Here is a 26,921-nt window from a genome sequence, read left to right on the forward strand (position 1 = left end):
GAAAAAAGTATACAGCATGTCTAACCTTAGAAAAAAGCCTACTCTAGACAAAGACTTAGATAAGTTTTCCAGGCTAGAACTGGCCGGCAACGCAATGGCACGTCCATTGGTTGCTCCTGCGGTCGCATTTGTTTTTCTAATGTTCGCTATGGCGATGGCTGGTTTTTATGTCTCTGACCATCCAAACGCTATTATTATTGTTGCTGCTGCAGGTATTGGTTCCTATCTGGCGATCAATATCGGTGCAAATGATGTAGCAAACAATGTGGGCCCATCCGTTGGCTCAAAGGCTCTTACCATTGGCGGCGCCTTGCTGCTTGCTGCCATTTTTGAGAGCGCTGGCGCTTTGATTGCCGGTGGTGACGTCGTGAAGACGGTCTCCAAGGGCATTATCGATGCAACGCAAGTGACAGATTACACAGACTTTGTGAAGCTGATGCTCGCGGCGCTGATCTCTGCGGCTGTCTGGCTGAACCTTGCAACATGGATCGGCGCTCCTGTCTCCACCACCCACTCTATCGTTGGTGGCGTGATGGGTGGCGGTATTGCTGCTGCTGGCTTTGGCTCTGTCAGCTGGGGGACCATGTCGGGCATTGCAGCAAGCTGGGTCATCTCCCCGGTTCTTGGCGGTATTATTGCGGCCCTGTTCCTGGCCTTCATCAAATCCTTTATTATCTACCAACAAGACAAGATTGCTGCTGCCCGTCGCTGGGTGCCGCTGTTGATCGCGATTATGGCCGCTGCGTTTGCTACTTATCTGGCAATGAAGGGCCTGAAGAAGATCGTAAAGATCGACATTGAGGTCGCTCTGCTGCTTGGCGCAATTGCCTTTGTTGCTGCACTGGCTATTTGTCGTCCGTTAATCCGCAAGCAGTCTGAAGGTATGGAAAACCGGAACCAGTCCCTGCGTATCCTGTTCCGCTGGCCTTTGATTTTCTCCGCAGCGCTTCTTTCCTTCGCCCACGGTGCGAACGATGTTGCGAATGCGATTGGTCCTCTTGCTGCGATCGTGCACACCGTTCAGGAAGGTGGCATTGCGAAAGCTGTGACAATTCCTCTCTGGGTTATGCTGATCGGTGCGTTTGGTATTTCTTTCGGTCTGATGCTGTTTGGTCCTAAGCTGATCCGTATGGTCGGCGAGAAGATTACCAAGCTGAACCCGATGCGTGCTTACTGCGTCTCCCTTTCTGCTGCGATCACAGTGATCTTCGCGAGCTGGCTGGGACTACCGGTGAGCTCTACTCACATTGCCGTTGGCGCAATCTTCGGCGTTGGCTTCTTCCGTGAGTGGTACACAATGAAGTCCAAGCGTCGTATTGCTTTCGTGAAAGAAAGCACCGGCATGGAAAGCTATAAGCAAAACACTGTGAAAGAAGACGAAAAGCGCCGCATGCTGGTGCGTCGCTCGCACTTCATGACCATCATTGCGGCTTGGGTGATTACGGTTCCGTTGGCCGCAATCCTGTCAGCCGCTCTGTTCTACGTGCTGGATCTCTTCGTGTTCTAAGCAGGTTTCACAGTTGTACGATTTAAGAAGCCCGGAGGCCCTCGCCTTCGGGCTTTTTCTATGTGCGCATTGGCTGTAGTTTTATGGTGAGGATTGCAGCTTCTCAGTAGAGCATTTTAAAGGGGTCGTAGAGCGCTAGCTTGCACTTAGGGTGGCCCTATGTCGAGACTGAATGAGGAGCGCTGTCAGCAACCTTCCTTGCTCGTTTTAATCAAAGAGCGGTGCTGCTGAATGAGACGTGCGACAGTAGATGCAAATGGAGCGCTACTTTGTGCAGATTTGAGGGCACAAAAGCATAAAAGGCAGCGATGCTGACTACTTAAATTATGAAATTTAGGGGAAGAAGAAGGGAAGATGGTCGGAGCAGCAGGATTCGAACCTGCGACCCTCTGGTCCCAAACCAGATGCGCTACCAGGCTGCGCTATGCTCCGAACTAATCTTCGGGTCGATAGATGGTCGGAGCAGCAGGATTCGAACCTGCGACCCTCTGGTCCCAAACCAGATGCGCTACCAGGCTGCGCTATGCTCCGATCTATCTTCGTGTTGATGAATGGTCGGAGCAGCAGGATTCGAACCTGCGACCCTCTGGTCCCAAACCAGATGCGCTACCAGGCTGCGCTATGCTCCGATCTCATCAACGTGACGCCCTGCGGCGTCTTGTTGAGGCAGGTATATAGGCAGAGTTTTAAAGCTTGGCAAGCGTGTTTTATAGTTTTTCCCAAATCATGCGAGAAAATTTCAAAAACTGCATCCTGCTGTTGAAAAGACTGAAATTTCAGAGGCTTAAACAATGTGCGTGAAGACTGTGAAAATTTTAACTTTTCTGCTGCGTGCGGGCAAAAAAAGAGGGTGAGCCTAAAAGACTCACCCCAAGTACATTCCAGAGACCCGCAATCGGGGTCTACAATCGCCAAACAGAGGTCAATAACAAAACTTGAATATTGAACTCATGTTTTAAATCGCAGAAATAACATGAGTGGTCAAGTCATATTTTAAAAGAAAATCAGAAGGGAGTGGATTAGTTGCTTGAAGCAATCACGTGGCCACGCTTAACCAGCCATGCATCTGCCCATTCAGCAGACTTGCGGCGCTCTTTTTCAGAGGCCAGGGAAAATGCCTTCTCGTGGAGAGAGACAATCCAGGCTTCATTATCGCCGCCAACCACTTGCCGGCGCGCCAAGGTCATCCATTTCAGGCCGGTCATGCGTGCGGTTGTCAGTTCTTCTGTGAAGTACAGTAATTCACCAAACTTGGCCTGGGCTCCGACGTGGCCTTTTACAGCGGCAAGTTTCAGCCAACGAGCAGCAAGACGGCGGTCATGATCTGGCAGCTTATCGTTGAGATACATAATGCCGAGATTGTACTGCGCATCCGCATCGCCAAAGTAGGAGGCAGCGTAGGTGAACACCTCACGTGCTTTGTGCGTGTTCTGTTTAACCGGGCTATCGCCAATACCTGTCAGGAAGTAGCGACCCAGTTCGACAAGTGCGCTTGCGACAAATGGGGCTGAGCGTGCTTTGGGGCCATCGGAAGAGTATTCGCGCACGACCTGGGAAAAATACTGGAACGCCTGAAGATCATCTTCTGGCACGCCGTCTCCTTGCGCGTACATTCTGCCGAGCTTCCAGGCTGCCATAGCCTGTCCGTTTTCAGCAGCATAGCGAAGTGGAGAGAGCGCCTTGTCTTTTTCACCGGAGTAGTAAGCGCGGGCCCCTTCCCTCAAGGCTTGCTGAGGTGTGACATTTGCCATCTGATTGACGGCAGCCATTGCACTTGCGCTTTTGTTGGTATCCAGAGCATGTGCACTGTTGAGTGCGAGAAGGATAAGAACCGAAGCGCAGCTCAAGCTTGTTACAAGACGCGTCAACGCATTGTGGTGCGTTCCCATTTCATCTTTAAACAGAGCTTTTATCAAAGTGCCTCACTTGACCACTGCCTACTTGTCAGTGGTTCTGACTTCTTATCTTTTCATACCGTCGTTGCGTGATCAGGCTATGAAAGGAAAAAATGTCAATTTTGTTTCCAAAGGTGACATACCTTCAAATTGTCACAAATGATCTTACAAATGCCTAGCTTTCTATCTGATTGACAAAAATCCTACACAGTTCGACCATCTCTCAAACATGGACAAGGCAAACTATCCAATTTGCCATTCATGAACCAGTGTCAGTTTCCACCATTCGGGTCAGCGCAAAATGCTGTTGCATGCTCGCAACAATCTGCAGCAGATGACGTAACTGCCGTGTGTATGTCCGGTGTAAAGTTTTGGTCACAGGCCTTGGGGCAATCACAAATGCCATTTGTATTTTCGCCGCGAATGGCGCATATGGCATCAGATGCCCGCTTTTGGTGGGGTTCGGCACATTCAGGTAAGCGAAAAGGCGTATGTCTGGCGCTTACCCACAAGGAACAAGAGTAGAACTCCGGCAGATCTTTGCCCTTTTCTCTCAGTCCTGCAAGACTGCCGTTTGATTCGAGACTATTTAAGCGCAAGACCAAAGAGGTACGATGAGCACGCCTGATGATCTGTTTGCAGATGTTACCAAAAGCATGGATGAGCTGACATCCTCTTCTGGCAGCACTGAGAAGAAACAAGCACCAGCCGCAAGCGCACCGACCTCACCTGCAAAGCCATCATCCGCAGGCAGGGCCGCTTCTGTCGGCGCTGAGGGTGATTACACCGCAGCTGACATTGAAGTGCTTGAAGGCCTGGAGCCTGTGCGTCGCCGCCCGGGAATGTATATTGGCGGCACGGATGAAAAGGCGCTGCACCACCTGTTCGCTGAAGTGATTGACAACTCAATGGATGAGGCCGTTGCAGGCCACGCCAGCTGGATTGATGTCTCCCTGGGCGATGATGGCTATCTGACCATTACTGATAATGGCCGCGGTATCCCGATTGATCCGCATCCTAAATATAAAGACAAGTCCGCGCTGGAAGTCATTATGACGACCCTGCATGCCGGCGGTAAGTTTGACAGTAAAGTCTATGAGACCTCTGGTGGTCTTCATGGTGTGGGGATTTCCGTTGTCAACGCGCTCTCCGAAGAGCTGGTTGTTGAGGTTGCGCGTAACCGCAAGCTGTATCGCCAGACATTCCGTCGTGGCCTTGCTGATGGCGGCCTTGAGCTGGTTGGGGATGTTCACAACCGCCGTGGCACCATGGTGCGGTTTAAGCCGGATGCGGAAATATTCGGCAAGACACTCAAGTTCAAACCCGCCCGTTTGATGAAGATGGCGCGTTCCAAGGCTTACCTGTTTGGCGGTGTGGAGATTCGTTGGCGCTGTGCCAAGGCTCTTGCCGATGAAGCCAATGGAGTGCCTGAGACTGCGACTTTCCATTTCCCTGGCGGCCTGAAGGATTATCTGGAAGAGGCTCTTGGTAAAGAGCGCCGCGTTACTGACGAAGTTTTTGCAGGTCGCACACAGGCGACGGGTAAGCACGGCTCAGTTGAATGGGCTGTTGCCTGGTTTGCTGGCGACGGGTTTGTCAACTCTTACTGTAACACTGTTCCAACACCTGAAGGTGGGACGCATGAAACGGGCCTGCGCTATGCCCTGCTCCGCGGTCTGAAGGCCTATGGCGAGCTGATTGGCAACAAGAAGGCTTCCATTATTACCGGTGATGACGTTTTAACGTCAGCAGCTGGTATGCTTTCTGTGTTCGTGCGCGAGCCTGAGTTTGTTGGTCAGACAAAAGACAAGCTGGCCACCAACGAAGCAACCCGAATTGCTGAGAACGCAGTGCGTGATGCGTTTGACCACTGGCTGACCGCTTCTCCTAATCAGGCAAACAAACTGCTTGAGTGGGTGGTTGATCGTGCTGAAGAACGTTTGAAGCGTCGCCAGGAGAAGGACGTCGCGCGTAAAACTGCAGTTCGTCGCCTTCGTCTGCCCGGCAAGCTCGCAGATTGCTCAACAAGCAAATCTGATGGCACTGAACTGTTTATCGTGGAGGGTGATTCCGCGGGTGGTTCAGCGAAACAGGCTCGTAATCGTGCAACACAGGCTGTTCTGCCATTGCGTGGTAAGATCCTGAACGTTGCGAACGCTGGCCGGGACAAGCTGGTCGCAAACCAGCTGCTGTCTGATCTCATTCAAGCCCTTGGGTGTGGGACGCGATCTAACTACGATGACAAAGATCTGCGCTATGAGCGCATTGTCATCATGACTGATGCGGACGTTGATGGGGCGCATATCGCAGCCCTTCTCATCACATTCTTCTATAAAGAGATGCCGGATCTGGTCAATAACGGTCACCTCTACCTTGCTGTTCCTCCGCTGTACCGGATCAGTCAGGGTGGTAAGACGCTTTATGCCCGGGATGACGAGCACCGTGAGCAGCTTTTGAAAACCAGCTTCAAGAAGAATGGCAAGATCGAAATTGGCCGCTTTAAGGGCCTTGGTGAGATGTTGCCAGCTCAGCTGAAGGAAACCACCATGGATCCGAAACGCCGGACGCTGCTTAAAGTGGTTGTTGGCGAGGATGAAGTGAGTGAAACCCGCAATGCGGTTGAGCAGCTGATGGGCAATAAACCTGAGGCACGCTTCAACTTTATTCAGGAGCGAGCAGAGTTCGCGACTGATCTGGATATTTAAAAGACCCTTAATTCTGAATAGTTGCTGAGTTTTGCGTAGGTTATAACTCGGCAACCTTGGCATAACTTGAAGGAATATATCGGTTATACCGCAGAATTTATTGACAACGCTGCTTAGAAATGTAGTGTTCCGCCAAACTGGTTGGAGAAACCTGTAACTCATACGGCTTCCAGCTTCTCTCCTCAATTATCGTAAAGAACATGAAATATGTCGTTTTCCACTCTCGGACTTAGTGAGAAAGTTCTCGCCGCTGTAGAAGCCTCTGGCTATACAGAACCGACTGCCATTCAGGCAGGCGCCATCCCTTACGTTCTCGAACGTAGAGATGTCCTCGGGATTGCTCAAACTGGAACCGGGAAAACGGCAAGCTTTACGCTGCCGATGATTACTCTTCTGGAAAAAGGCCGTGCGCGCGCCCGGATGCCAAGAACTCTTATTCTTGAGCCGACCCGTGAGCTTGCAGCGCAGGTAGAAGACAACTTCAATCGATATGGCGTCAATCACAAGCTGAACGTCGCACTGCTGATCGGCGGTGTTTCCTTTGCTGAGCAGGACCGCAAGCTTGAGCGTGGTGCTGATGTTCTGATCGCAACACCTGGCCGCCTGCTTGATCATTTCGAGCGCGGTAAGCTGCTGCTGCAGGGCGTTGATATCCTCGTGATCGATGAAGCCGACCGCATGCTGGACATGGGCTTCATTCCAGACATCGAGCGCATCTGTAAACTTATCCCGTTCACGCGTCAGACTCTGTTCTTCTCAGCAACTATGCCGACTGAGATTCAGCGTTTGACTGACACGTTCTTGCAGAACCCAGCAAAGGTGGAAGTGGCGAAAGCTTCTACAACAGCGGATACTGTAACGCAGCGCATTGCGGCGGCTGATGCGGAAGACTACGAGAAGCGCGCGAAATTGCGCGAGCTGATCGAAGGTGCTGAAGATCTGCAAAATGCGATCGTGTTCTGTAACCGCAAACGCGATGTAGCTACCCTCTTCCGTTCGCTTGTGCGTCATGAGTTTTCTGTTGGTGCGCTTCACGGGGACATGGATCAGCGCTCTCGCATGACCATGCTGGACAACTTTAAAAAGGGTCACATCAAGGTTCTGGTGGCCAGTGATGTTGCTGCACGTGGTCTTGACATTCCAACCGTGAGCCACGTCTTTAACTTTGATCTTCCTATTCATGCAGAAGATTACGTCCACCGTATTGGACGTACCGGGCGTGCAGGCCGTGAAGGCACTGCGATTTCTATTGTGACGGGCAAGGACCAGAAAGCATTGCAAGCGATTAACGACGTGATTGGTAAAGAGCTCGAGTGGGTCGGAGAGCCGGTTGATTTCTCCAAGCCTGCCGATGACAAAAAGTCTCGCCGCCGTTCTACCCGCACTCCAAAAGAAAAAAGCCGCTCACGCAAGCCTAAGGCTGAAGTTCAGGAAGCAGCTGTACAGGAAACCGAATCTGTACCAGCTGGCCTTGAAGAGCAACCTGTGGTTCCAATGCACGCTGAGCGTCGTGCTGCTCCACCTCGTCCAAGAGGCGGTCGCCGCGCTAATCAACCTAAAGATGATGCGATTTTCCGTAATGCAAGCCATGTTCCGGCCTTCCTGCTGCGGGAAACTCGTTCCAAAGTTCAAAGCCGATAGCCCATTTTCCTGAGGTTAACCACTGGTTAGGTATATCCCATTAAATAAGCTAATGTTAAATTAGCTTATTAATTATGGGGTAGCCCTTTCCGTGACGCGGTGATGCAATCATGAGTCAAGAAGACGAGTTCAAGCGTACGATTGTTTATGCAGACAGTGCGCTCGATTACATCAAGACGAATAAGCTTCCAGCGTTTCCACGCAACTATGAGCTGTGGTATTCTTACGCTTCCGGGTTTAACCGTGCCCTGAACCGGACCATCAATAAGATTCTTGCCCGTGATGGCAAAATTTCTCCTGAAGAGACTCAGAAGATCTATAACCGCTTTTTGTCGCCGAACCGTTTGGGTGAGCGCATTGACGAAGTTGGCGACAAGATCTCCGAGGAAGTTCGGGAATTAATTTCTGCGCTTGATAAGGGAACACTAAAAACCACCGAATACGGTGAAGAGCTGGCCCGTACATTGAGCGCTCTTGAGAACGTCAGTGATCGTTCTCAACTTTCCCAACTTGTCATTCATCTTGCAAAACTGACCACTGAAACCGCTGAAAGCAATCAAGAGCTTCGCGAACAGCTGGTTGATTCTCGCCGTCAGATCGGCGTCTTGCAGGAAGGATTGGAGGCGATCCGTTATGAATCGCTCACCGATGAACTGACCACACTGAACAACCGCAAGCATTTCGATCAGAGTCTTGTGCGTGCGGTTAAGGAGACAGAAGAGAGCCATGCTCCCCTCTCCTTGTTGATTTCAGATATCGATCACTTCAAGCAGTTTAATGACAACTACGGACACCAGACCGGCGACCAGGTTCTTCGACTTGTGGCGCTGGCGGTGAAGCAGAATGTCAAGAACAACGATATTGCGTGTCGTTATGGTGGTGAAGAGTTTGGCATCATTCTGCCAAGAACCACCATTGAAGATGCAAAGGTGATTGCGGAGAAGGTCCGTAAGAACGTTGTGGCGAAAGAACTCGTGAAGCGTTCTACCGGTGAGAACCTTGGTCGCATAACGATCTCTATTGGCATTTCAACTTTCCGGCCTGGCGACAGTGCAGAAAGCATGGTGTCTCGTGCGGACCTTGCGCTTTATGCTGCCAAGAAAGCTGGCCGCAACCTCGTGAAAGCTGAGGAAGAGAAGAAGATCCCCAGCGTGACACAGGTTGCTTAAGCAGCGCTAATTTTTAAAATAGAAACGTATTCGAGACGGCAGATCGTATGATTGCCGTCTTTTTTTGTCGGCTATCCAAGGCCGAAGAGGCTTTCGCACTCTCCTTGGCTTGAGCAAGTTGGCGTATTGCCTTTGCAATCCATCGTGTCAGCTGGACTTCATCCTCGACAATATTCAGCGGAACCGAATAGAAGTTCGTCGGGAAATATTCTCCAAAACACTGATGAATGTAAGGCAGCTGGCCAGTCAGCAAAAAGTCGGCCACGTTATTGGATCCCGCTTTGAGATAGAGTGACTTTTCACGAACGAGGGCAAACATTTTGCCATTTATGTAATATCCGTGTCCGCCAAACATGGGGCGGCAACGGATATTCTTCAGGAATACCGGGCGTTTATCAGATAGAAAGAATGAGGATAAAGACATAAGCAATCACCAAAAGATATAAATACATTGAAAGCTTGCAATATTCAGTCGAAGATCGACAAGATTATTGCCCGTTTCATCCACTCACAGAAATGTGATGTGTTCTTTTGAATGATTATAGCTCGAGGCCCATCTGCCAGAAATTGGCCTCAAGTCTAGTGGCCTCTCTAAATATTCTAGACAATTTGGCGTAGCGTGCCTCAGTCGCATAGCGCGCGCCGAGATCATCGATTTCCTTCACCGCATCAGCGGCGAGTTCCTGATACTCATCACTAGAGTATTCTTTGATCCATTCTGCATATGGATTGCTTGGATCTATTGCCCCATCTTGCTTTGCCAGCTCGGCACCGATTTCACCGTAACCAATAGCGCAAGGTGCGAGTGCGACTTTCAAGTCGAGCATATCGCCCTTCATTGCGGTGTCGAGAACATACCGGGTGTATGCAAGATTTGCTGGCTCTTCCGGAGTTGCGACAATCTCGTTTTCAGACAGCCCCCAACTTTCGCAAAGGCGGATGTGAAGGCTCATCTCTACTTCAAGAATGCCCTTTGCGGAGGAAAGACATTTTCGCATCTGAGCAAGGTCAGTGGACTTGTACATGCCAAGCGCATAGGCGCGTGCGAACTCAATCAGGAAGAGATAGTCTTGGACGAGGTACTTCTTAAACGCTGCAATTGGCAGAGTTCCATCGCCAAGGCCCTGGACAAATTCATGTTTGGTGTAGGAATGCCACGTCTCGAGATTATCGTTTTTCAATGAATTAAAAAGAGACACGGCATCCCACCTATTGCCGTAGCTGCTCAGACTTGAGCGCTACTAGTTTTTCTGAGCAAACTTTGAAAGATCAGCTGGCAGCAGCTCTACGGATTCACCGCAACCGCATGCAGAGACTTCATTTGGATTTTTGAACGTAAAACCAGAGCGGAATTTTGTCGTTTCAAAACCCATTTCCGTTCCAAGCAGATAAAGCGTAGCAGCTGGATCAACAAAGACTTTTACGCCTTTATCTTCAACAACATCATCGCCGGACTTTGCTTCTGTTACCAGATCCAGTTCGTACTCCATGCCCGCACAGCCACCTGTTTTTATGGCGACACGCAAACCGAGTGGATCGGCATCACTTGCTTCAAGCAAAGTACGAATGTAATCAGCTGCTTCGTCCGTCAGCGATAGTACCTGAAATCCTGAGGCCATTTTGCACCCTCCATGGGCACCTCAACACAGTCGAGGTGCCATACATTGTAAGCGCTATTCGAACCTTAGAAGAAGTTCAATGCAACGCGAGCTTCGTCAGACATGCGGCTTGGATCCCATGGAGGATCAAAGGTCATATCCACTTGCACGGTGCCAACGCCTGGTACAGAGCTTACTGCGTTTTCTACCCAAATTGGCATTTCGCCAGCAACCGGGCAGCCTGGAGCGGTCAAAGTCATGTCGATTTTGATCGCGCGGTCGTCCTCGATATCAACCTTGTAGATCAAGCCAAGCTCGTAGATATCGACCGGAATTTCCGGATCGAATACGGTTTTCATCGCAGCAATGATATCGCCGGTCAAACGCTCCAGCTCTTCCGCAGGAATTGCGGAGCTCTGGTTGATTTCCGGAGTTGTCAAAGGTCCGTCAGAGAACTCGCTTGTTTGTGTGTTGTCTGTCATAGGTCCTAACCAAACATCATCTGCGCTTTACGCAAGGCTTCTACCAGGCGATCGACTTCATCATGGGTGTTGTACAGGCCAAAACTTGCACGGCATGTACTGGTCACGCCGTAACGCGCCAGCAAAGGTTGCGCGCAATGCGTACCGGCCCGAACTGCAACGCCCGCTCTGTCAATCACCATCGAGATATCGTGGGCGTGAACCCCTTCAATCTCAAAGGAGAAGATCGATCCCTTATCCTTGGCGTTGCCAAAGATCTTCAGGGAATTGACTTCCTTTAAGCGCTGCTCTGCATAATCACGTAGGGACGCTTCATGCAATGCGATGTTTTCGCGCCCCAGACTCTCCATATAGTCAAGGGCGGCCCCTAATCCAATAGCCTGAACGATTGGTGGGGTACCAGCCTCAAAACGATGCGGAGCTTCAGCATAGGTGACGAGACACTCGGTCACGTCCTTGATCATCTCACCACCGCCCTGGAATGGGCGCATCTTGTTGAGAATCTCTTTCTTGCCGTAGAGCACGCCGATGCCGCTTGGACCGTAGAGCTTATGCCCGGTGATCGCATAGAAGTCACAGCCAATATCCTGAACGTCGACAGGCATGTGCACTGCACTTTGCGAGCCGTCAATCAGGACTTTTGCACCACGTTCGTGCGCAAGGCGCGTGACTTCTTTCACTGGAACCACAGTTCCGGTGACGTTGGACATATGGGTCATCGCGACGATTTTGGTGCGATCTGTCAGGAGTTTTTCAAACTCATCCAGCAGAAACGTACCATCTTCTGCAATGGGTGCCCATTTGATGACAGCGCCTTTGCGTTCCCGAAGGAAGTTCCAAGGCACGATGTTGGAATGGTGCTCCATGATGGAGATGATGATTTCATCGCCTTCCTGGATGTCACCTTCCAAACCGTAGGACACAAGGTTGATTGCTTCAGTCGTTGATTTTGTGAAAATAATTTCGTCAACGCTTGGGGCATTCAGGAAGCGGCGCACGGTTTCGCGTGCCGCCTCAAAGTTTTCGGTGGCTGTGTTCGACAGATAGTGTAAGCCACGGTGCACATTGGCATATTCCTGGGTGTAGGCTTTGGTGATAGCATCAATCACCGCTGTCGGCTTTTGGGCTGACGCACCATTATCCAGGTAGACCAACGGCTTGCCATAGACCTGTGTTGAAAGGATCGGAAAATCTTTCCGAACCTTCTCAACATCGTATGGAGCTGTGAAAGCCGTGTTGTCGACCTTGGTCATTCGCTCACCATATCATCGGCATGAAGCCAACTGCGTGTCATTGCTTCCAGCAATTCTACACACTGTTCCTCTTCAAATTCCTCAATAGCTTCTGAAAGGAATGCGAGAACGAGGATTTTGCGTGCCTGAGCTTCTGGAATACCGCGTGCCATAAGGTAGAACAGCAGGTCTTCGTCAATGTCGCCGGTAGTGGAACCGTGGGCGCACTGAACGTCATCTGCAAAGATTTCCAGCTCAGGTTTGGCATTGATTTCAGCGGTATCGCTCAGCAGAAGCGTTTTGATCATCATCTGACCATCAGTCTTCTGAGCAGCTTGTTCCACAATGATCTTGCCCTGGAAAACTGCGCGGGCTTTGTCGTCGACGACAGAGCGGTAGTATTCGCGGCTTTCACATCCTGGAACGGCATGCTTCACAAACAGTGTGATATCAGCATGTTGGTTGTCTTTGAGCAGAGATGTTCCGCGCAGGCCGGCATGGGTGCCCTCGCCCTTGAACTCAAGGAAGAGTTGGGCACGAGACAGCGATGCGCCTTCATTGTAGATGAAGTGCTGGAAATTAGTTTCCGCACCCAGCTCAATGCTAAGCGTTTCGATATGCTGCGCTTTTGCGCTTTCCACCTGCAGCTTCAGCCAGTGCACATCTGCTTTATCGCCAACCTTGACCTCTGTGAGGGCGTTGGATTGGTAAGCAGCGTCGGCATCGCCTTCAAAGCTCTCGATAATGAGCGCCTTTGCGCCCGAACCGATCTCAACCGTGGTGCCTGCATAGGAGCTGACCTGGGAACCGTCGGTGTAACGAACGATTTCAATCGGCAGCTCAATCTTTGCATTTGCATCGATCTTGATGCTGATGCCGCCCTGAACCAGAGCCTGATTGAGGTGCGCCATGGCATCGTCGGTGCCGAGCTGTGCTGCCAGGAAGCCGCTGGTCTGAGCGATGCTCAAGCCTGCAACATCCTGATCTGACGACAGTTCTGGCGCGTAGCGACCATTGACGATGGCAATGCAGTAGGTCTTCAGATCACCAGCACCCTTCAAAGCATCAGCTTTAGGTGCGGTTTTTGAAGCCAATGCAAATGCATCGTTCATTTTGGTGCGCAGGTCTGTGTAGTGCCACTCTTCAACGCGGCGATGTGGGATACCTTTCGCTTTGAAAGCATCCCACGCCTGTTTGCGTTGATTTGCGTTTTCCTGCGTTGTTTGCGCGAAAATTGCGTCGAACTGAGCGTTCAGGCTCTGCTCTGCTTTTGTCTCTTTGATATTTGCCGGAGCATTCATCGGTTACCCTCCAGCTCAAGCAGCTTCTTCGCCGACGTAATCAGCGTAACCGTTTTTCTCCAGTTCAAGAGCAAGCTCTTTACCACCGGTTTTCACGATCTTACCTTTGGACAGAACGTGCACGACGTCTGGTACAATGTGGTCCAGCAAACGCTGGTAGTGCGTGATCACGATCATGGAGCGCTCAGGGGAGCGAAGCTGATTGACGCCTTCAGAAACAACGCGCAGTGCATCGATGTCCAGACCTGAATCTGTTTCATCCAAAACGCACAGGGTTGGTTCCAGCAGAGACATCTGCAGAATCTCAGCGCGCTTCTTTTCACCGCCGGAGAAACCAACGTTGAGTGGACGCTTGAGCATGTCTGGCGTCACTTTCAGCTCTTTGGACTTCTCACGTACGAGCTTCATGAAGTCAGGGGTGGAGATTTCATCTTCACCGCGTGCTTTGCGCTGTGCATTCAACGCAGTCTTCAGGAAGGTCATGGTTGCAACACCCGGAATTTCGATCGGGTACTGGAACGCAAGGAACATGCCGGCAGCTGCGCGCTCATCGGCGCCAAGCTCAGCCCAGTCAACGCCGTTGTAGGAGATGGAGCCCTCGGTGATCTCGTAATCGTCTTTACCTGCCAGTACATATGACAGGGTGGACTTACCAGACCCGTTTGGTCCCATGATTGCGTGGACTTCGCCCGGGCGAACGGTCAGGTCAATGCCGCGAAGGATTTTGTTGCCATCAACTTCGGCGTGCAGGTTTTTGATCTCAAGCATCTATCGTTCTCGTCTTTTCAATTCTTCAACAGGTACGAGGCAAACGCGGTGATCCGCGTTTTAGCCCACACTTCCTTCAAGGCTGATCGAAATCAGTTTTTGTGCCTCAACTGCGAATTCCATCGGCAGTTGCTGGATTACGTCCCGGACAAAACCATTCACGATCAATGCGACAGCTTCTTCCTCATCAAGGCCACGGGCCTGACAGTAGAACATCTGATCGTCGGAGATCTTGGAGGTTGTTGCCTCGTGCTCGAACACCGCTGAGGAGTTCTTGCTTTCGATGTAAGGGACGGTGTGGGCACCGCACTTATCGCCAATGAGAAGCGAGTCACACTGGGTGAAGTTACGTGCGTTAGATGCCTTGCGATGCGCGGAAACCTGCCCGCGATAGGTGTTTTGAGAGACACCTGCGGAGATACCTTTGGAGATAATCCGGCTGGCAGTATTTTTGCCCAGATGGATCATCTTGGTGCCGCTGTCGATCTGCTGGTGACCATTAGAGATCGCAATGGAGTAGAACTCACCTTGTGAGTTATCTCCGCGCAGAATGCAGCTTGGGTATTTCCAAGTGATGGCAGAACCGGTTTCAACCTGTGTCCAAGAGATTTTGGAGTTCTTTTCGCGGCAGTCGCCACGCTTGGTCACGAAGTTGTAGATACCGCCTTTGCCCTCAGAGTCGCCTGGGTACCAATTCTGAACGGTAGAATACTTGATCTGTGCATCTTCCAGAGCAACAAGCTCAACCACAGCAGCGTGCAGCTGGTTTTCATCGCGCTGAGGGGCAGTACACCCTTCCAGATAAGACACATAAGAGCCTTTATCTGCGATGATCAGCGTACGCTCAAACTGGCCTGTGTTCGGCTCGTTGATACGGAAGTAGGTGGACAGTTCCATTGGGCAACGCACGCCTGGTGGAATGTACACAAACGACCCATCAGAGAACACAGCTGAGTTCAATGTTGCGTAGAAGTTGTCGGAGACCGGAACAACAGACCCAAGGTACTTTTGAACCAGCTCTGGATGCTCACGAATTGCTTCGGAGATCGGGCAGAAAATAACGCCTGCCTTGGCCAGTTCTTCCTTAAAGGTTGTTGCTACTGAAACACTATCGAAAACAGCATCAACTGCGACGCGGTTTTCTGGTGCAACACCTGCCAAGATTTCCTGCTCGGACAATGGAATGCCCAGCTTCTTGTAGGTTTCCAGAATCTCTGGATCCACCTCGTCAAGAGACTTGGGTCCCTCACGTTTTTTAGGTGCTGCATAATAATGAAGGTCTTCGAAGTCGATCTTCGGGTAATCAACTCGCGCCCATGTTGGCTCTTCCATCGTCTTCCAACGACGGAACGCTTCCAAGCGCCAATTGAGCATCCATTCCGGTTCGTCTTTTTTAGCCGAAATGTATGCAACGATATCTTCATTGAGCCCTTTGGGAGCAAGCTCACTTTCGATATCGGTTACGAAGCCATATTTATACTGATCAACATCAATTGCTTTGACCTGATCAATTGTTTCCTGGACTGCCGCCATGCTTTGTCTCCATACGCGGTTCAAAGCCGCATTGGGTACGATTATTGGACCCGTTTGCCCTTACTTAACAGATGCTCTGTCGCAACACAGTGCATCCTTATTTATACGAGGGTTTGTCCTCGTTTATTTTTATATACGGCGTTCACCCCTTCTATGTGGGCTTCATTCGTTTATAAATTTTCGTCCAAGTGCCTAAAAAACGCTCAACATCTTCATGGGTTGTCGCCCAACCGAGACTGACCCGGATTGCGCCACGCGCCAATGATTCCGATACTCCCATTGCAAGAAGCACATGGGATGCGCCTACTTTGCCGGATGAACAAGCAGACCCAGATGAAACAGCGACACCAAACAAGTCAAAGTTGATCAGTGCGGTTTCAGCTGAAATCCCTTCAACTGCAAAACACGTCGTGTTGCCAAGACGCGCGACATCTTTACCGAAGATAATCGCATCAGAAGAGAGTTCATTCAGTCTCTCTTCCATATGGTCTCGCAGGCGCGAAATCCTAGCATGTTCATCAGGATTAGTTGATTGCGCTGCCGCAACCGCAAATCCTGCAATACCTGCCGTATTCTCTGTTCCGGCTCTTCTCCACGATTCTTGTCCGCCACCCGTCAGCAGTGGAATGGGGCGAAAATCGCCTTTCCCGAGGATAAGAGCACCAACCCCTTGCGGACCTCCGATTTTATGGGAGGAGATCGACATGGAGTTGCAGCCAATCATGGCCATTGAAAGTGGTTCTTTCCCTGCCATCTGGACTGCATCCACATGGTAGAGATGACCTAAATCTTCTGTGAGAACGCCGATTTCCTGCAGGGGTTGCAAAACACCGGTCTCACTATTGGCAGCCATAACAGATACCAATGCGGTTTCATCTTCTCCCAGCTTCTCAAGCAGTCTGCGCAGTTCACTCACCACCACGCGCCCGTCTTCATCAACGGGAATGCTTTGAACGTTTTGGGCTGCAAACCGACCACCAGCTATAATGGATGGGTGTTCGATTGCGCTCACAAAAACCTGGGTCAGAATATAGGGCTCGCCATTTTTTAGCCAAGTGGGCGATAATGCTGTGACGTTTGCCTCTGACGCTCCACTCGTAAAAATGATATTCGCCGGGTTGCCATCTACCAGATCTGCAATTTTGTGCCTTGCATCTTCGATGATGGATCGGGCGCGCCGACCGCTGCTGTGAATAGAGGACGCATTGCCAGCTGCTTTGTAGGCTTCCTGAAGAGCTAAAAGAGATTCTTCCCTCAGTGGAGCGCTGGCGTTATAGTCTAAATATGTCAGTTCGCGGTTTATTGTCATAGTTTAACACAGAAAATGGGGTTCTTTAGTGCCCTAATTGGGTCTCTATGGAAATGGAAACCTTGATATTTTCCACGGTGCTTACGATAAGGGGTAAAGAGTTCCCTTTGAGTTCGTTGAGGTCTATAACGTGCATGCGCCGAGTTGGATATACCTTTCTCCAATAGAGGCCGATTTTCAGTGTAGCCCTTGAGGTTCATCGTAGAATAATTCTAAACTGGTTCTAATAAACTTGCGTCTCGCAGTCAAGTTTAATCGACAATGATCCGGTATACCAAAAAGCCGGCAGACAGTTGCTGCCGACTAAAACAAGAGGATTTTGCAGTATATGCCTGAGGTGATCTTCAATGGCCCTGCAGGGCGGCTAGAAGGCCGTTTCCATCCAGCAAAAAAACGTAATGCTCCGATTGCACTGGTTCTTCATTTGCACCCGCAGTTTGGCGGCACGATGAACAACCAGATTATCTATCAGACCTATTACATGTTTGCGAAACGCGGCTTCGCAGTTTTGCGTTTCAACTTCCGCGGCGTGGGTCGTTCCCAGGGTCAGTTCGACCATGGTCAAGGTGAGCTTTCAGATGCTGCTGCGGCGTTGGACTGGGTACAAACCATCCATCCGGATGCACGTGCATGCTGGATTGCGGGCTTCTCATTTGGTGCATGGATTGGCATGCAGCTCTTGATGCGTCGTCCTGAAGTTGAGGGCTTTATCTCTATCGCCCCACCAGCCAACTTGCATGACTTCTCCTTCCTGGCACCCTGCCCGTCTTCTGGCCTGATCATTCATGGTGAGCAGGACAAGGTTGTTCCTCAAAAGGACGTTCAGGCGCTGGTTGATAAGTTGAAAACCCAAAAGGGTATCATTATCGACCATCAGGAAATGCCAGGTGCAAACCACTTCTTTGAAAACCATGTAGATGGTCTGATTGGGAACTGTGCCGGCTATCTCGATCGCCGTCTCGGCCTGATCGGAGAAGACGCTGGTTAAAACCAGCGATGCTTTACGCATTAAAAAAGCCCGGTCGATTGACCGGGCTTTTTTCGTAACTCGTGTCTGGCTTATTCGCCAGGTGTCCAGGCGTGGTAGTCTCCAGTCACTTCCGGACGTTTTTCCGGGGTCAGGATAGATCCTTTTGGACGATATGCATTTGGTGTGCCTGTCAGGTTTGGAGAGTGAGCGATTTCCCACTCACGCGCGACATAACCACTCTCTGTTGGTGGAGTGTCTGTGCGGTAATGCATCCAACCGTGCCAACCGGCAGGGATCTGGGAGGCTTCAGCAAGGTTTTTATAAATCACCCAACGACGCTTGCCGCCGCGCTCTTTATAATACTTGTTACCAAAGTCATCGGTCCCGACGAACTCACCCTTTCTCCATGTGAAGAAGCGAGTGCCCCACGTGTCACTGTTCCACCATGTGAAGAACGTAAGCAGAAGGTGTTTCATGTGTCTGGCCTTTCCAGATCGGTGGCTTTGTAAATTTTCCCGGAATATGACGAGTGTTTGGGTGCCTGTCCAGTCTTAGAGTACCGTAGTTTCAACTATTCACCGGAAGTCGCTTTAAATATCCTAGGGTCAGTTATTATTTTCACAATTCCGATGACTATTTTGCACGTTACTTCTTGGTACGGCGCGATAAGTACGGGTTTTGACTGAACTTGTCTGCTGGTGAAACGTTTCCAACTTCCAGATCCTTGAGTGAGAGAGGCTCGTTCTCATCTCTTTTCGTCGATCTGCGTGGTCTTGGTGCGATTTCAGATTCGGGTGATGGTGCGTTCTCGTCCTTCTGGTATTCGCGCGCTTTGTTGAGCGCTGCGAACTTGGCCTGATTCTGTTCCAGCCGCTTTGCCGTTCCATCAATAATGAAACCACCGTCGTTGTTGCGGACAAACTGACGGCGATCCTTGCTGATTGATTCTAGCGATTTCTTCAAAACAGAGGATGAAATCGGCGTGACCAGCAGATGATGGGCCCCTGCTTCCAAGGCGCGCGTCACCAAAGCACGGGTGCCATAGGCCGTAATAAAGACGAGCGGAACATTGATGAGCTCGGGGATTCGGCCTGAACGCATAAGCTTTAAGAGCTGGAAACCGCTGACGGGTTTCATCTCCCAACCGGATAACACCAGATCTGGTGGGTCCGAGATGAGCATTGGTAATGCATCTTTGGGACTGTCATAGACACGCACGCGCCCAAGCTTCAGGGTGCCTAAGATACCCCTTAGAATTGCTTGGGTGGGTTTTGACTGTTCCACAAGAACCACATCTAACTGAGAAATGTCCTTGCCGAAGGAGGTGTGATGCATATCTGCTCGCTAATTTAACCTAACCAGATACCGGAGGTAATTGAGAAACTATATATGATCTCTCCCTACAACTACTGCGTAAAATTGCGTGGGGTACACAGACTTTTTTACCCGTGAAATTTTCTGATCCACTGAATAATTTTTCCTAAAAATATCCCCCAGAAAAAATGAGCTTGAATTTGCATTTTCGCTTGGCTTTGCGGAAATGGCGGGGTTCTGCTGCCTGTGCCCGATTTGGAACACACCAGAGCCTCCCCACAATCCACACAGATTACAATATTTGGTGTTCCGATCCCTCTTATGCACACAACCAGTGGACAGATCGCGCTTGACGATGCTTTCCGATTCAATCTAATTTGAGGTCGAAATCAAGACGTGTTCAGGATAGTGCGGCCTCGGCCGGGAGTTCACCACATTAAAGTAGCTTCGAGTGCTAGGAGTTGGATTAACATTCACTTCCAGCGGTCGCTTTTTTTTGCCAATTACAGCCTAAATATTGTGTTAATATATTATTGGCACACTAGATATTGTGATAGCATCGAATTGCGTGCCACTTTACCTGCGTTTACTAGGATAAATGCCAGATAGCGGATTAATCAAAACCGGCGGCGGACTTTTGGTTAAAATCTTAGCTATCGGCACTCTTAAAACCGAGATGCACCGCGGTGACCGTCACCGGGTGCGATAAGGGGCTAAACATGAGAATTGAGCGGCGATATACTGCGGAAGGACAATCCCCCTACGCAGATATTGAGTTTTGCAACGCAACGAGCGAGATCCGTAACCCAGACGGTTCCGTTGTGTTTCGCTTGGAGAACATTCAGGTTCCTAAGCAATTCTCTCAGGTTGCCTCTGATATTCTGGCACAGAAATACTTCCGCAAAGCTGGCGTTCCGGCCAAGCTGAAAGCGGTAGAAGAAAACACCGTTCCATCCTGGCTGTGGCGCAAAGCTCCAGACGACAAAGCCCTTTCCAAGATGGCGAAAGACAAGCGCTTTGGGTCCGAGATCGACAGCCGTCAGGTGTTTGATCGTCTGGCAGGTACATGGACGTACTGGGGCTGGAAAGGTGGATACTTCGACAGCGAAGCTGATGCGCAGGCGTTTTATGACGAGCTGCGGTACATGCTCGCGACCCAGAAGGTTGCTCCGAACTCCCCACAGTGGTTCAACACCGGCCTGCATTGGGCGTATGGCATTGATGGCCCAAGCCAGGGTCATCATTACGTAGACTTTGAAACTGGCGAGCTGACCCGCTCTGCGACTGCTTATGAGCATCCGCAGCCGCACGCTTGCTTCATTCAGTCTGTTGACGATGATCTGGTGAATGAAAACGGCATCATGGACCTTTGGGTTCGTGAAGCACGCCTGTTCAAATACGGTTCCGGCACCGGCACCAACTTCTCCTCGCTGCGTGCAAGCGGTGAGCGTCTGGCAGGCGGTGGTAAGTCCTCTGGCCTCATGAGCTTCCTGAAGATTGGTGACCGTGCAGCTGGTGCAATCAAGTCCGGCGGCACAACACGCCGTGCAGCTAAGATGGTTGTGGTTGATATCGACCATCCGGATATCGAAGAATTCGTGACCTGGAAGGTGCATGAAGAACAGAAGGTTGCGGCCATCGTAACCGGTTCCAAAGTGTGTCAGAAGCATCTTCAGGCTGTGATGAAAGCTTGCGTCAACTGCGAAGGCAGCGGCGACGATTGCTTTGATCCTAAAAAGAACCCTGCCCTGAAGCGCGAAATGCGCGCTGCCAAGAAAGCAATGGTTCCTGATAACTACATTCAGCGTGTGGTTCAGTTTGCACGTCAGGGCTACAAGACCATTGAATTCCCGATCTACAACACTGACTGGGATTCTGAAGCTTATCTGACTGTTTCCGGTCAGAACTCCAACAACTCTGTTCGTGTAACTGACGGCTTCCTGAAAGCTGTCGCTGCAGATGGAGACTGGGATCTGATTGGCCGTATTGACGGTGGCACCCAGAAGACCATCAAAGCAGCTGAGCTTTGGGAACAGATTGGTTACGCGGCCTGGGCGTCTGCTGATCCGGGCCTGCAGTACCACACCACCATCAATGAATGGCACACCTGCCCGCAGGGCGGCGAGATCCGCGCATCCAACCCATGTTCTGAGTACATGTTCCTGGATGACACCGCGTGTAACCTGGCCTCTTTAAACCTGCTGCAATTCCGCAAGGAAGACCAGCAGTTCGACTTTGACAAGTTTGAGCATGCAACCCGCCTCTGGCAGATAGTGCTTGAGATCTCCGTCATGATGGCGCAGTTCCCATCCAAGCAGATTGCAAAGCTGTCTTACGAGTACCGTACGACTGGTCTGGGCTATGCCAACATTGGCGGCCTGCTGATGATCTCCGGTATTGCTTATGACAGTGACGAAGGCCGTGCGCTTTGTGGTGCGATCACCGCAATCATGACCGGTGTTTGTTACGCGACTTCTGCTGAGATGGCTGGTGAGCTTGGCTCTTTCCCTCGCTATGAGGAAAACGCCAAGGACATGCTGCGCGTGATCCGCAACCATCGCCGTGCCGCTCACAGCGAGAGCAAGGGTTATGAGAACCTCAGCACACTGCCCGTTCCTCTGGATGCTTCCAACTGCCCACAGGCTGAGCTTGTTGAGCGTGCTCGTCTTGCATGGGACAAAGCTCTGGAGCTTGGAGAGGCACACGGTTACCGCAACGCGCAGACCACTGTGATCGCACCAACCGGCACCATTGGTCTGGTTATGGATTGTGACACGACCGGTATTGAGCCTGACTTTGCGCTGGTGAAGTTCAAGAAGCTCGCAGGTGGCGGTTACTTCAAGATCATCAACCGTGCTGTTCCAGAAGCGCTGCGTACGCTTGGTTACTCAGAAGCTGAAATCGCCGAGATCGAAGCTTATGCGGTTGGTCATGGGTCTATCTCTCAGTCTCCTGCGATCAACAGTGCCAGCCTGAAGGCCAAAGGCTTTGATGATGCTGCGCTTGAGAAACTGGCTGGAGCACTTGGGTCTGCGTTCGACATCAAGTTCGTCTTCAACCGCTGGACCCTTGGTGATGAACTGCTGACCAGTAAGCTTGGCGTTTCTGCAGAGCAGCTGGAAGACATGGACTTTGATCTTCTGAGCCACATGGGCTTCAGCAAGGCAGAGATTGAAGCTGCTAACACCCATGTGTGTGGTGCAATGACCCTGGAAGGTGCTCCGCACCTGAAAGAAGAGCATTACCCGGTATTTGACTGTGCGAACCCTTGTGGCCGCATTGGTGAGCGCTTCCTGTCCGTTGACAGTCACATCAAGATGATGGCCGCTGCGCAGCCGTTTATCTCCGGTGCGATTTCCAAGACCATCAACATGGCAAACACGGCCAGTGTTGAGGACTGTAAAGAAGCTTACATGCTCTCCTGGAAGCTGGGTCTGAAAGCAAACGCTCTTTATCGTGATGGCTCCAAGCTGTCTCAGCCGCTGAACGCTCAGCTGCTGGAAGATGAAGACGATGATGCAGAAGACACAGTTGATGACATCCTTGCCCAGCCACAGGCAGCTCGCGCTGAAGCTGTTGCAGAGCGTGTTGTTGAACGGATCATCGAGCGTACTGTTCGCAATCGTGAAAAGCTGCCAAACCGCCGCAAAGGTTACACTCAGAAAGCTTCCGTTGGCGGCCACAAAGTGTATCTGACAACCGGTGAATATCAGGATGGCCGTATCGGCGAAATTTTCATCGACATGCATAAAGAAGGCGCTGCCTTCCGCTCATTGATGAACAACTTCGCGATTGCGATCTCTCTTGGTCTGCAATACGGCGTTCCGCTTGAGGAATATGTTGACGCGTTCACGTTCACCCGATTTGAGCCTGCTGGCATGGTGATGGGCAATGACGCAATCAAGAATGCGACATCCATTCTTGACTACATCTTCCGTGAGCTGGCCGTGTCCTATCTCGGTCGTAACGATCTGGCACACGTGCCACCGGAAGCATTGGACAGCACGACGTCTACCTCCCGTTCTTCAGCTGAAGGACAGGATGAAGAGAGCAGCCCTGCGATTGTTTCTCACGGCCTTGTTCGCGGTCAGACCGAAAAGTTCCGTCTGGTCCCAGGTGGCGATCCAGCTGTTCAGCTGGCCGGTGCGATCACAGCTCAGTCTGATGCGATTGCAACAGCCTTCCAGCGCGGTGGTGAAGCGACGGCAACAGCAAGCGTTGGTACTGCAACACCAGCAGCTGCACAGCCATCTGTCGCCAGTCAGGTCGCTCAGGCCCGCATGAAGGGGTATGAGGGTGAAAGCTGCGCAGAATGCGGCAACTTCACCATGGTCCGCAACGGCACCTGCCTAAAATGCGACACCTGCGGCTCCACCAGCGGCTGCAGCTGATTACTCATTAAAAGCTTATAAAAACAGGCCCCAAAGCTCTGCTTTGGGGCCTGTTTTCGTTTGTACGCGTATTGAGGTCAGATGTCGAAAACGTATGAATTGAAGAAACACAATCTTTGCGAAGAGGTACAATCCACTTTGGCCCTGCTGCAAACCGCCCTTGAGCATTGATTAAAAGCTCCCCGTGCCTAAAAGTCGCCTTCTAAACTGAGCCTATATTCATTTTTTCGGTAAGGCCACGAAGTAAGGGTCATCTTATTCGGTGTTATTTCACACCAAGGCGTTTTCGGATGCTGGCTTCGAGTTGGGTCAGGGCGTCGTAGATCAGGACTGCGAACAGGCCGACTATGAGGCCGCCTTGTAAGACGTAGGAGGTGTTGTTGGTCAGCAGGCCTGCGATGATGACTTCGCCAAGCGTATGAGCGGCGACGGTGGAGCCGATTGTTGCTGTGCCGATGGCAGTGACGACAGAGAGCCGAACACCTGTCAGGATTAATGGAAGTGCCAGTGGAAGCTCGACTTGTAGCAAACGTTGCCGGCGGCTGAGCCCTATTCCCCGGGCTGCTTCCATGGTTGCAGGTGGCAAGGTTGAAAGACCGGTCATTGTGTTTTCGAAGATTGGCAAGATGCCGTACAAAAACAGCGCAACAAGCGTTGGTCCGGCTCCAAAACCCAGCATCGGAACTGCCAAAGCCAGAACGGCCACAGGTGGAAACGTTTGTCCCATGTTCGCAATGGTTCGTGACAGCGGCAAAAATGCCTTCCCTTGTGGGCGAGTGACGAGGATCGCCAGTAACACTGCAACAACGATTGCGGCGACTGAGGCTAAGGCAACGATACCCAGATGGCTCAGAGAAAGCGACAACAACGAGGTACGATCGTAGATCACGGCGGCACCGGGCGGTGTGAAGGGTGCAAACATGGGTGCAAACCACTCAGGCCGAAGGACAAGAGCGAGCAGCAGCGAAACAACGATCATCCTCAGGAAATTAGCCCGGCTCATGTGTCCCCTCGGCTCTGGAGCGGATCGCTTCCAGTGTTACACGGCCAATAGGGTTACCGTTGCGTTCTACAGGCACAGCATTTCGCCCGCTCCAAAGGCAAACAGAAAGAGCCTCTCGCAGGCTGGACTTCTCGTCGATTGGCTCCCCTTCAGCAGCTCCCTCTTCAAGTACCTGGGAGACCGAAAGCAGCGATAGCAGGCGAAGCGGTCGATCGACACCGCCAACCATTTCTGCAACGAACTCTGTGGCAGGGTTGGTGATGATCTCTGCTGGCGTGCCGTGCTGAACCAACTGTCCCTGATCCATCACTGCTACTTGATCACCAAGCTGTATGGCTTCCTCCATATCATGCGTCACGAGAAGGATTGTGGAGCCGAGTGTTCGTTGAATCCGGTGCAAGTCTGTCTGCGCGCGCGTTCGAATGATGGGGTCCAGTGCCCCGAAGGGCTCATCCATGAGCAACAGGTCGGGCCGTGATGCCAAAGCTCGTGCCACGCCTACCCGTTGTTGCTGACCGCCTGAGAGCTCAGCAGGATAGCGATCGCGAAACTCATCTGGCGGCATGGAGAATAGGTCCAACAGCTCATTCACACGCGTATAGATCTTGTCCTTGTCCCAACCGAGTAGCCGCGGCACGGCGCCGATGTTTCTGGCAACTGTGTGATGCGGGAAGAGACCATGGCCCTGAATTGCATACCCAATGCGGCGGCGCAGGGCGTTCTTCGGCAATCCTGCAGTTGGTTCACCATTGATCCGAACTTGGCCAGACGTGGGCTCTACAAGCCGGTTGACCATACGCAGTAATGTACTTTTTCCAGAGCCGGATGTGCCGACAATTGCGGTGATTGTTGCACTCTCAATCGTCATAGATACGGAATCAACAGCAGGCCGCCCGTCGTAAACCTTGGTTATGTTGTCGATCTCTATCATCCATGCCTCATCTTATTAGGGCGGGCCAGTTCGACCAGAATGTCCATTGTAATTGCCGAGATAAGAGCAAGAATGACTGTTGGCAGGGCTCCAAGCAGGATTAAATCTGTTGCAGTCTGATTGAGCCCCTGAAAGACAAAGGTTCCAAAACCACCACCGCCAATCAATCCGGCGATTACCGCAAGGCCAATATTCTGCACCAGAACAATCCGCAGCCCAGCCAGCATAACCGGAAGCCCCAGTGGCAATTGAATCTGTATGAGGCGTTGATGGCGGGTCATTCCCATACCGCGTGCTGCATCCAGTGTCACGATTGGAGTGGCTTCCAAACCGGCCACAGTGTTTGCCACCACCGGCAACAGGGAATAGATAACCAGTGCCAGAAATGCGGGTAAAAAGCCGATGCCGACGACACCCAGTTCCCTGGCACCGGGGACCGTGCTGCTGACCCAGGCAAGAAGTGGGATCATGATGCCGAACATGGCAAGGGAGGGGATTGTTTGCAGAAAGCTGAGCACAGGCAGGACTGCGCTACGCAAACTTTCGTTCCGGTGGCAATACACGCCAAGAGGGAAACCTATAGCAGCGGCTACAACAAGCGAGCCAAAAGCAAGGCCGAGGTGCCGCCACGTTGCATTGAAGAAGGCATCTTGTCTGCTGGCGTACTCTCTGAAGATTGACAGGTCGGTCAAGGCTCCTGACCACAAGACCAACGCCGACACCACAATCGCTAGTGCCAATAAGGCGCCGCGCATTTTGGGGCCAGGAGAAAGAGAGGACAGAGCATCAGCCGCCAGCAGTAACAGGATTGCGAGCAAACACCAGAAGCCACTGCCCAGGGATACTCTGGCATAAGTTCCAGCTCCTTCAAGAAGCGAGGTGCTGCCCTCCATTAGCAGCCAAATCAACGCTGCTATTCCGATCATTGCGCCCGTCAAACGCAAAACTTGCCAGGCTGCTGGCAAACCAAGGACTAGCCCAGCCAGCAAGCCAACAAAGCCGGGAATGACGGCTTCTGGTCCGGCCACGTCCCACACAGGGATACCCTCACCCGCGACAATACGATTGGCGGCAAGCGTCATAAAAGGTGCGTATAAGGCACCCAGACCCAGGCTTACAAACAAAAGACCGGGTCCGGAGACGACTGATTTAATCCTGCCAGGCATAACGCG

General features: G+C 51.5%; 21 protein-coding genes and 3 tRNA genes. 6 read left to right on the forward strand and 18 right to left on the reverse strand.

The genetic code is table 11. The features are described 5' to 3' along the window. The first annotated feature begins 16 nt into the window (after positions 1–16). Positions 17–1,507, forward strand: coding sequence for an inorganic phosphate transporter (locus PPL9_RS24420; RefSeq protein ID WP_057465154.1), 1,491 nt, complete (start codon positions 17–19; stop codon positions 1,505–1,507). Positions 1,508–1,862: 355 nt separating this feature from the next. Here PPL9_RS24420 and PPL9_RS24425 read toward each other — a convergent pair. The 4 genes from PPL9_RS24425 to PPL9_RS24440 form a co-directional block, all read right to left on the reverse strand. Next, positions 1,863–1,939 (reverse strand) — tRNA-Pro (locus PPL9_RS24425). A 22-nt stretch (positions 1,940–1,961) separates the two neighbouring features. Beyond that, positions 1,962–2,038, reverse strand: a tRNA-Pro gene (locus PPL9_RS24430). Positions 2,039–2,059: 21 nt separating this feature from the next. Next, positions 2,060–2,136: transfer RNA gene (locus PPL9_RS24435), tRNA-Pro, on the reverse strand. Between the two features lie 390 nt (positions 2,137–2,526). Continuing rightward, on the reverse strand, positions 2,527–3,423 hold the full coding sequence (locus PPL9_RS24440) for a tetratricopeptide repeat protein (protein WP_208989601.1): 897 nt from the start codon (positions 3,421–3,423) through the stop codon (positions 2,527–2,529). A gap of 593 nt (positions 3,424–4,016) precedes the next feature. Here PPL9_RS24440 and parE point away from each other — a divergent pair. From parE to PPL9_RS24455, 3 genes are all read left to right on the forward strand, one after another. After that, complete coding sequence (parE, locus tag PPL9_RS24445) at positions 4,017–6,107, forward strand: DNA topoisomerase IV subunit B (protein WP_057465155.1); 2,091 nt, start codon at positions 4,017–4,019, stop codon at positions 6,105–6,107. Between the two features lie 207 nt (positions 6,108–6,314). Then, positions 6,315–7,748 carry a DEAD/DEAH box helicase gene (locus tag PPL9_RS24450; RefSeq protein WP_057465156.1) on the forward strand — a complete coding sequence of 478 codons (1,434 nt, stop codon included), beginning with the start codon at positions 6,315–6,317 and terminating at the stop codon, positions 7,746–7,748. A 110-nt stretch (positions 7,749–7,858) separates the two neighbouring features. Next, complete coding sequence (locus PPL9_RS24455; protein ID WP_057465157.1) at positions 7,859–8,917, forward strand: GGDEF domain-containing protein; 1,059 nt, start codon at positions 7,859–7,861, stop codon at positions 8,915–8,917. 13 nt (positions 8,918–8,930) lie between these two features. Here the strand turns inward: PPL9_RS24455 and PPL9_RS24460 are convergent, their stop codons facing one another. The 9 genes from PPL9_RS24460 to PPL9_RS24500 all read right to left on the reverse strand — a co-directional run bounded on the left by PPL9_RS24460 (position 8,931) and on the right by PPL9_RS24500 (position 17,140). Beyond that, on the reverse strand, positions 8,931–9,341 hold the full coding sequence (locus PPL9_RS24460) for a TfoX/Sxy family protein (protein ID WP_082597102.1): 411 nt from the start codon (positions 9,339–9,341) through the stop codon (positions 8,931–8,933). Between the two features lie 115 nt (positions 9,342–9,456). Further along, the gene (gene tenA / locus PPL9_RS24465; protein ID WP_057465159.1) at positions 9,457–10,116 is read right to left on the reverse strand and encodes a thiaminase II; all 660 of its coding nucleotides are present in this window, start codon (positions 10,114–10,116) and stop codon (positions 9,457–9,459) included. A 42-nt stretch (positions 10,117–10,158) separates the two neighbouring features. Further along, the gene (locus PPL9_RS24470) at positions 10,159–10,536 is read right to left on the reverse strand and encodes an iron-sulfur cluster assembly accessory protein (RefSeq protein WP_057465160.1); all 378 of its coding nucleotides are present in this window, start codon (positions 10,534–10,536) and stop codon (positions 10,159–10,161) included. A 65-nt stretch (positions 10,537–10,601) separates the two neighbouring features. After that, on the reverse strand, positions 10,602–10,997 hold the full coding sequence (locus PPL9_RS24475) for an SUF system Fe-S cluster assembly protein (protein WP_057465161.1): 396 nt from the start codon (positions 10,995–10,997) through the stop codon (positions 10,602–10,604). Positions 10,998–11,002: 5 nt separating this feature from the next. Further along, positions 11,003–12,250, reverse strand: a complete 1,248-nt coding sequence (locus tag PPL9_RS24480; protein WP_057465162.1) for a cysteine desulfurase — start codon at positions 12,248–12,250, stop codon at positions 11,003–11,005. Continuing rightward, on the reverse strand, positions 12,247–13,530 hold the full coding sequence (sufD, locus tag PPL9_RS24485) for a Fe-S cluster assembly protein SufD (protein WP_057465163.1): 1,284 nt from the start codon (positions 13,528–13,530) through the stop codon (positions 12,247–12,249). Before sufD ends, PPL9_RS24480 begins: the two co-directional genes overlap by 4 nt. 15 nt (positions 13,531–13,545) lie before the next feature. After that, positions 13,546–14,298 carry a Fe-S cluster assembly ATPase SufC gene (sufC, locus tag PPL9_RS24490; protein ID WP_057465164.1) on the reverse strand — a complete coding sequence of 251 codons (753 nt, stop codon included), beginning with the start codon at positions 14,296–14,298 and terminating at the stop codon, positions 13,546–13,548. A 60-nt stretch (positions 14,299–14,358) separates the two neighbouring features. Next, positions 14,359–15,831, reverse strand: coding sequence for a Fe-S cluster assembly protein SufB (sufB, locus tag PPL9_RS24495; protein WP_057465165.1), 1,473 nt, complete (start codon positions 15,829–15,831; stop codon positions 14,359–14,361). Positions 15,832–15,982: 151 nt separating this feature from the next. Then, positions 15,983–17,140 carry a cysteine desulfurase family protein gene (locus PPL9_RS24500; RefSeq protein WP_057465166.1) on the reverse strand — a complete coding sequence of 386 codons (1,158 nt, stop codon included), beginning with the start codon at positions 17,138–17,140 and terminating at the stop codon, positions 15,983–15,985. A gap of 328 nt (positions 17,141–17,468) precedes the next feature. Between PPL9_RS24500 and PPL9_RS24505 the strand changes: the two genes are divergently transcribed. Continuing rightward, complete coding sequence (locus tag PPL9_RS24505; protein ID WP_057465167.1) at positions 17,469–18,128, forward strand: alpha/beta hydrolase; 660 nt, start codon at positions 17,469–17,471, stop codon at positions 18,126–18,128. A gap of 71 nt (positions 18,129–18,199) precedes the next feature. Here PPL9_RS24505 and PPL9_RS24510 read toward each other — a convergent pair whose 3' ends face one another. Both PPL9_RS24510 and PPL9_RS24515 read right to left on the reverse strand, forming a co-directional pair. After that, a complete protein-coding gene (locus PPL9_RS24510; RefSeq protein WP_057465168.1) occupies positions 18,200–18,586 on the reverse strand; it encodes an NADH:ubiquinone oxidoreductase subunit NDUFA12 in 387 nt (128 codons plus the stop codon). A gap of 169 nt (positions 18,587–18,755) precedes the next feature. Beyond that, positions 18,756–19,445 carry a response regulator gene (locus tag PPL9_RS24515; RefSeq protein WP_057465169.1) on the reverse strand — a complete coding sequence of 230 codons (690 nt, stop codon included), beginning with the start codon at positions 19,443–19,445 and terminating at the stop codon, positions 18,756–18,758. Positions 19,446–20,143: 698 nt separating this feature from the next. Between PPL9_RS24515 and PPL9_RS24520 the strand changes: the two genes are divergently transcribed. Continuing rightward, entirely contained in the window at positions 20,144–23,815 is a 3,672-nt protein-coding gene (locus tag PPL9_RS24520) for a vitamin B12-dependent ribonucleotide reductase (RefSeq protein WP_057465170.1), read from the forward strand. A 265-nt stretch (positions 23,816–24,080) separates the two neighbouring features. On the opposite strand, the gene PPL9_RS24525 is transcribed toward PPL9_RS24520, so the two are convergent. The 3 genes from PPL9_RS24525 to PPL9_RS24535 are packed head-to-tail and all read right to left on the reverse strand — an operon-like array spanning position 24,081 to position 26,873. Then, entirely contained in the window at positions 24,081–24,818 is a 738-nt protein-coding gene (locus PPL9_RS24525) for an ABC transporter permease (protein WP_057465171.1), read from the reverse strand. Continuing rightward, positions 24,805–25,749, reverse strand: coding sequence for an ABC transporter ATP-binding protein (locus PPL9_RS24530; protein WP_057465172.1), 945 nt, complete (start codon positions 25,747–25,749; stop codon positions 24,805–24,807). The genes PPL9_RS24525 and PPL9_RS24530 overlap by 14 nt, the downstream gene beginning before the upstream one ends. Then, positions 25,746–26,873, reverse strand: coding sequence for an ABC transporter permease (locus tag PPL9_RS24535; RefSeq protein ID WP_244273452.1), 1,128 nt, complete (start codon positions 26,871–26,873; stop codon positions 25,746–25,748). Before PPL9_RS24535 ends, PPL9_RS24530 begins: the two co-directional genes overlap by 4 nt. Positions 26,874–26,921: the final 48 nt, after the last annotated feature.

It is taken from the genome of Pseudovibrio sp. POLY-S9 (genome assembly GCF_001431305.1).
Classification (GTDB): domain Bacteria; phylum Pseudomonadota; class Alphaproteobacteria; order Rhizobiales; family Stappiaceae; genus Pseudovibrio.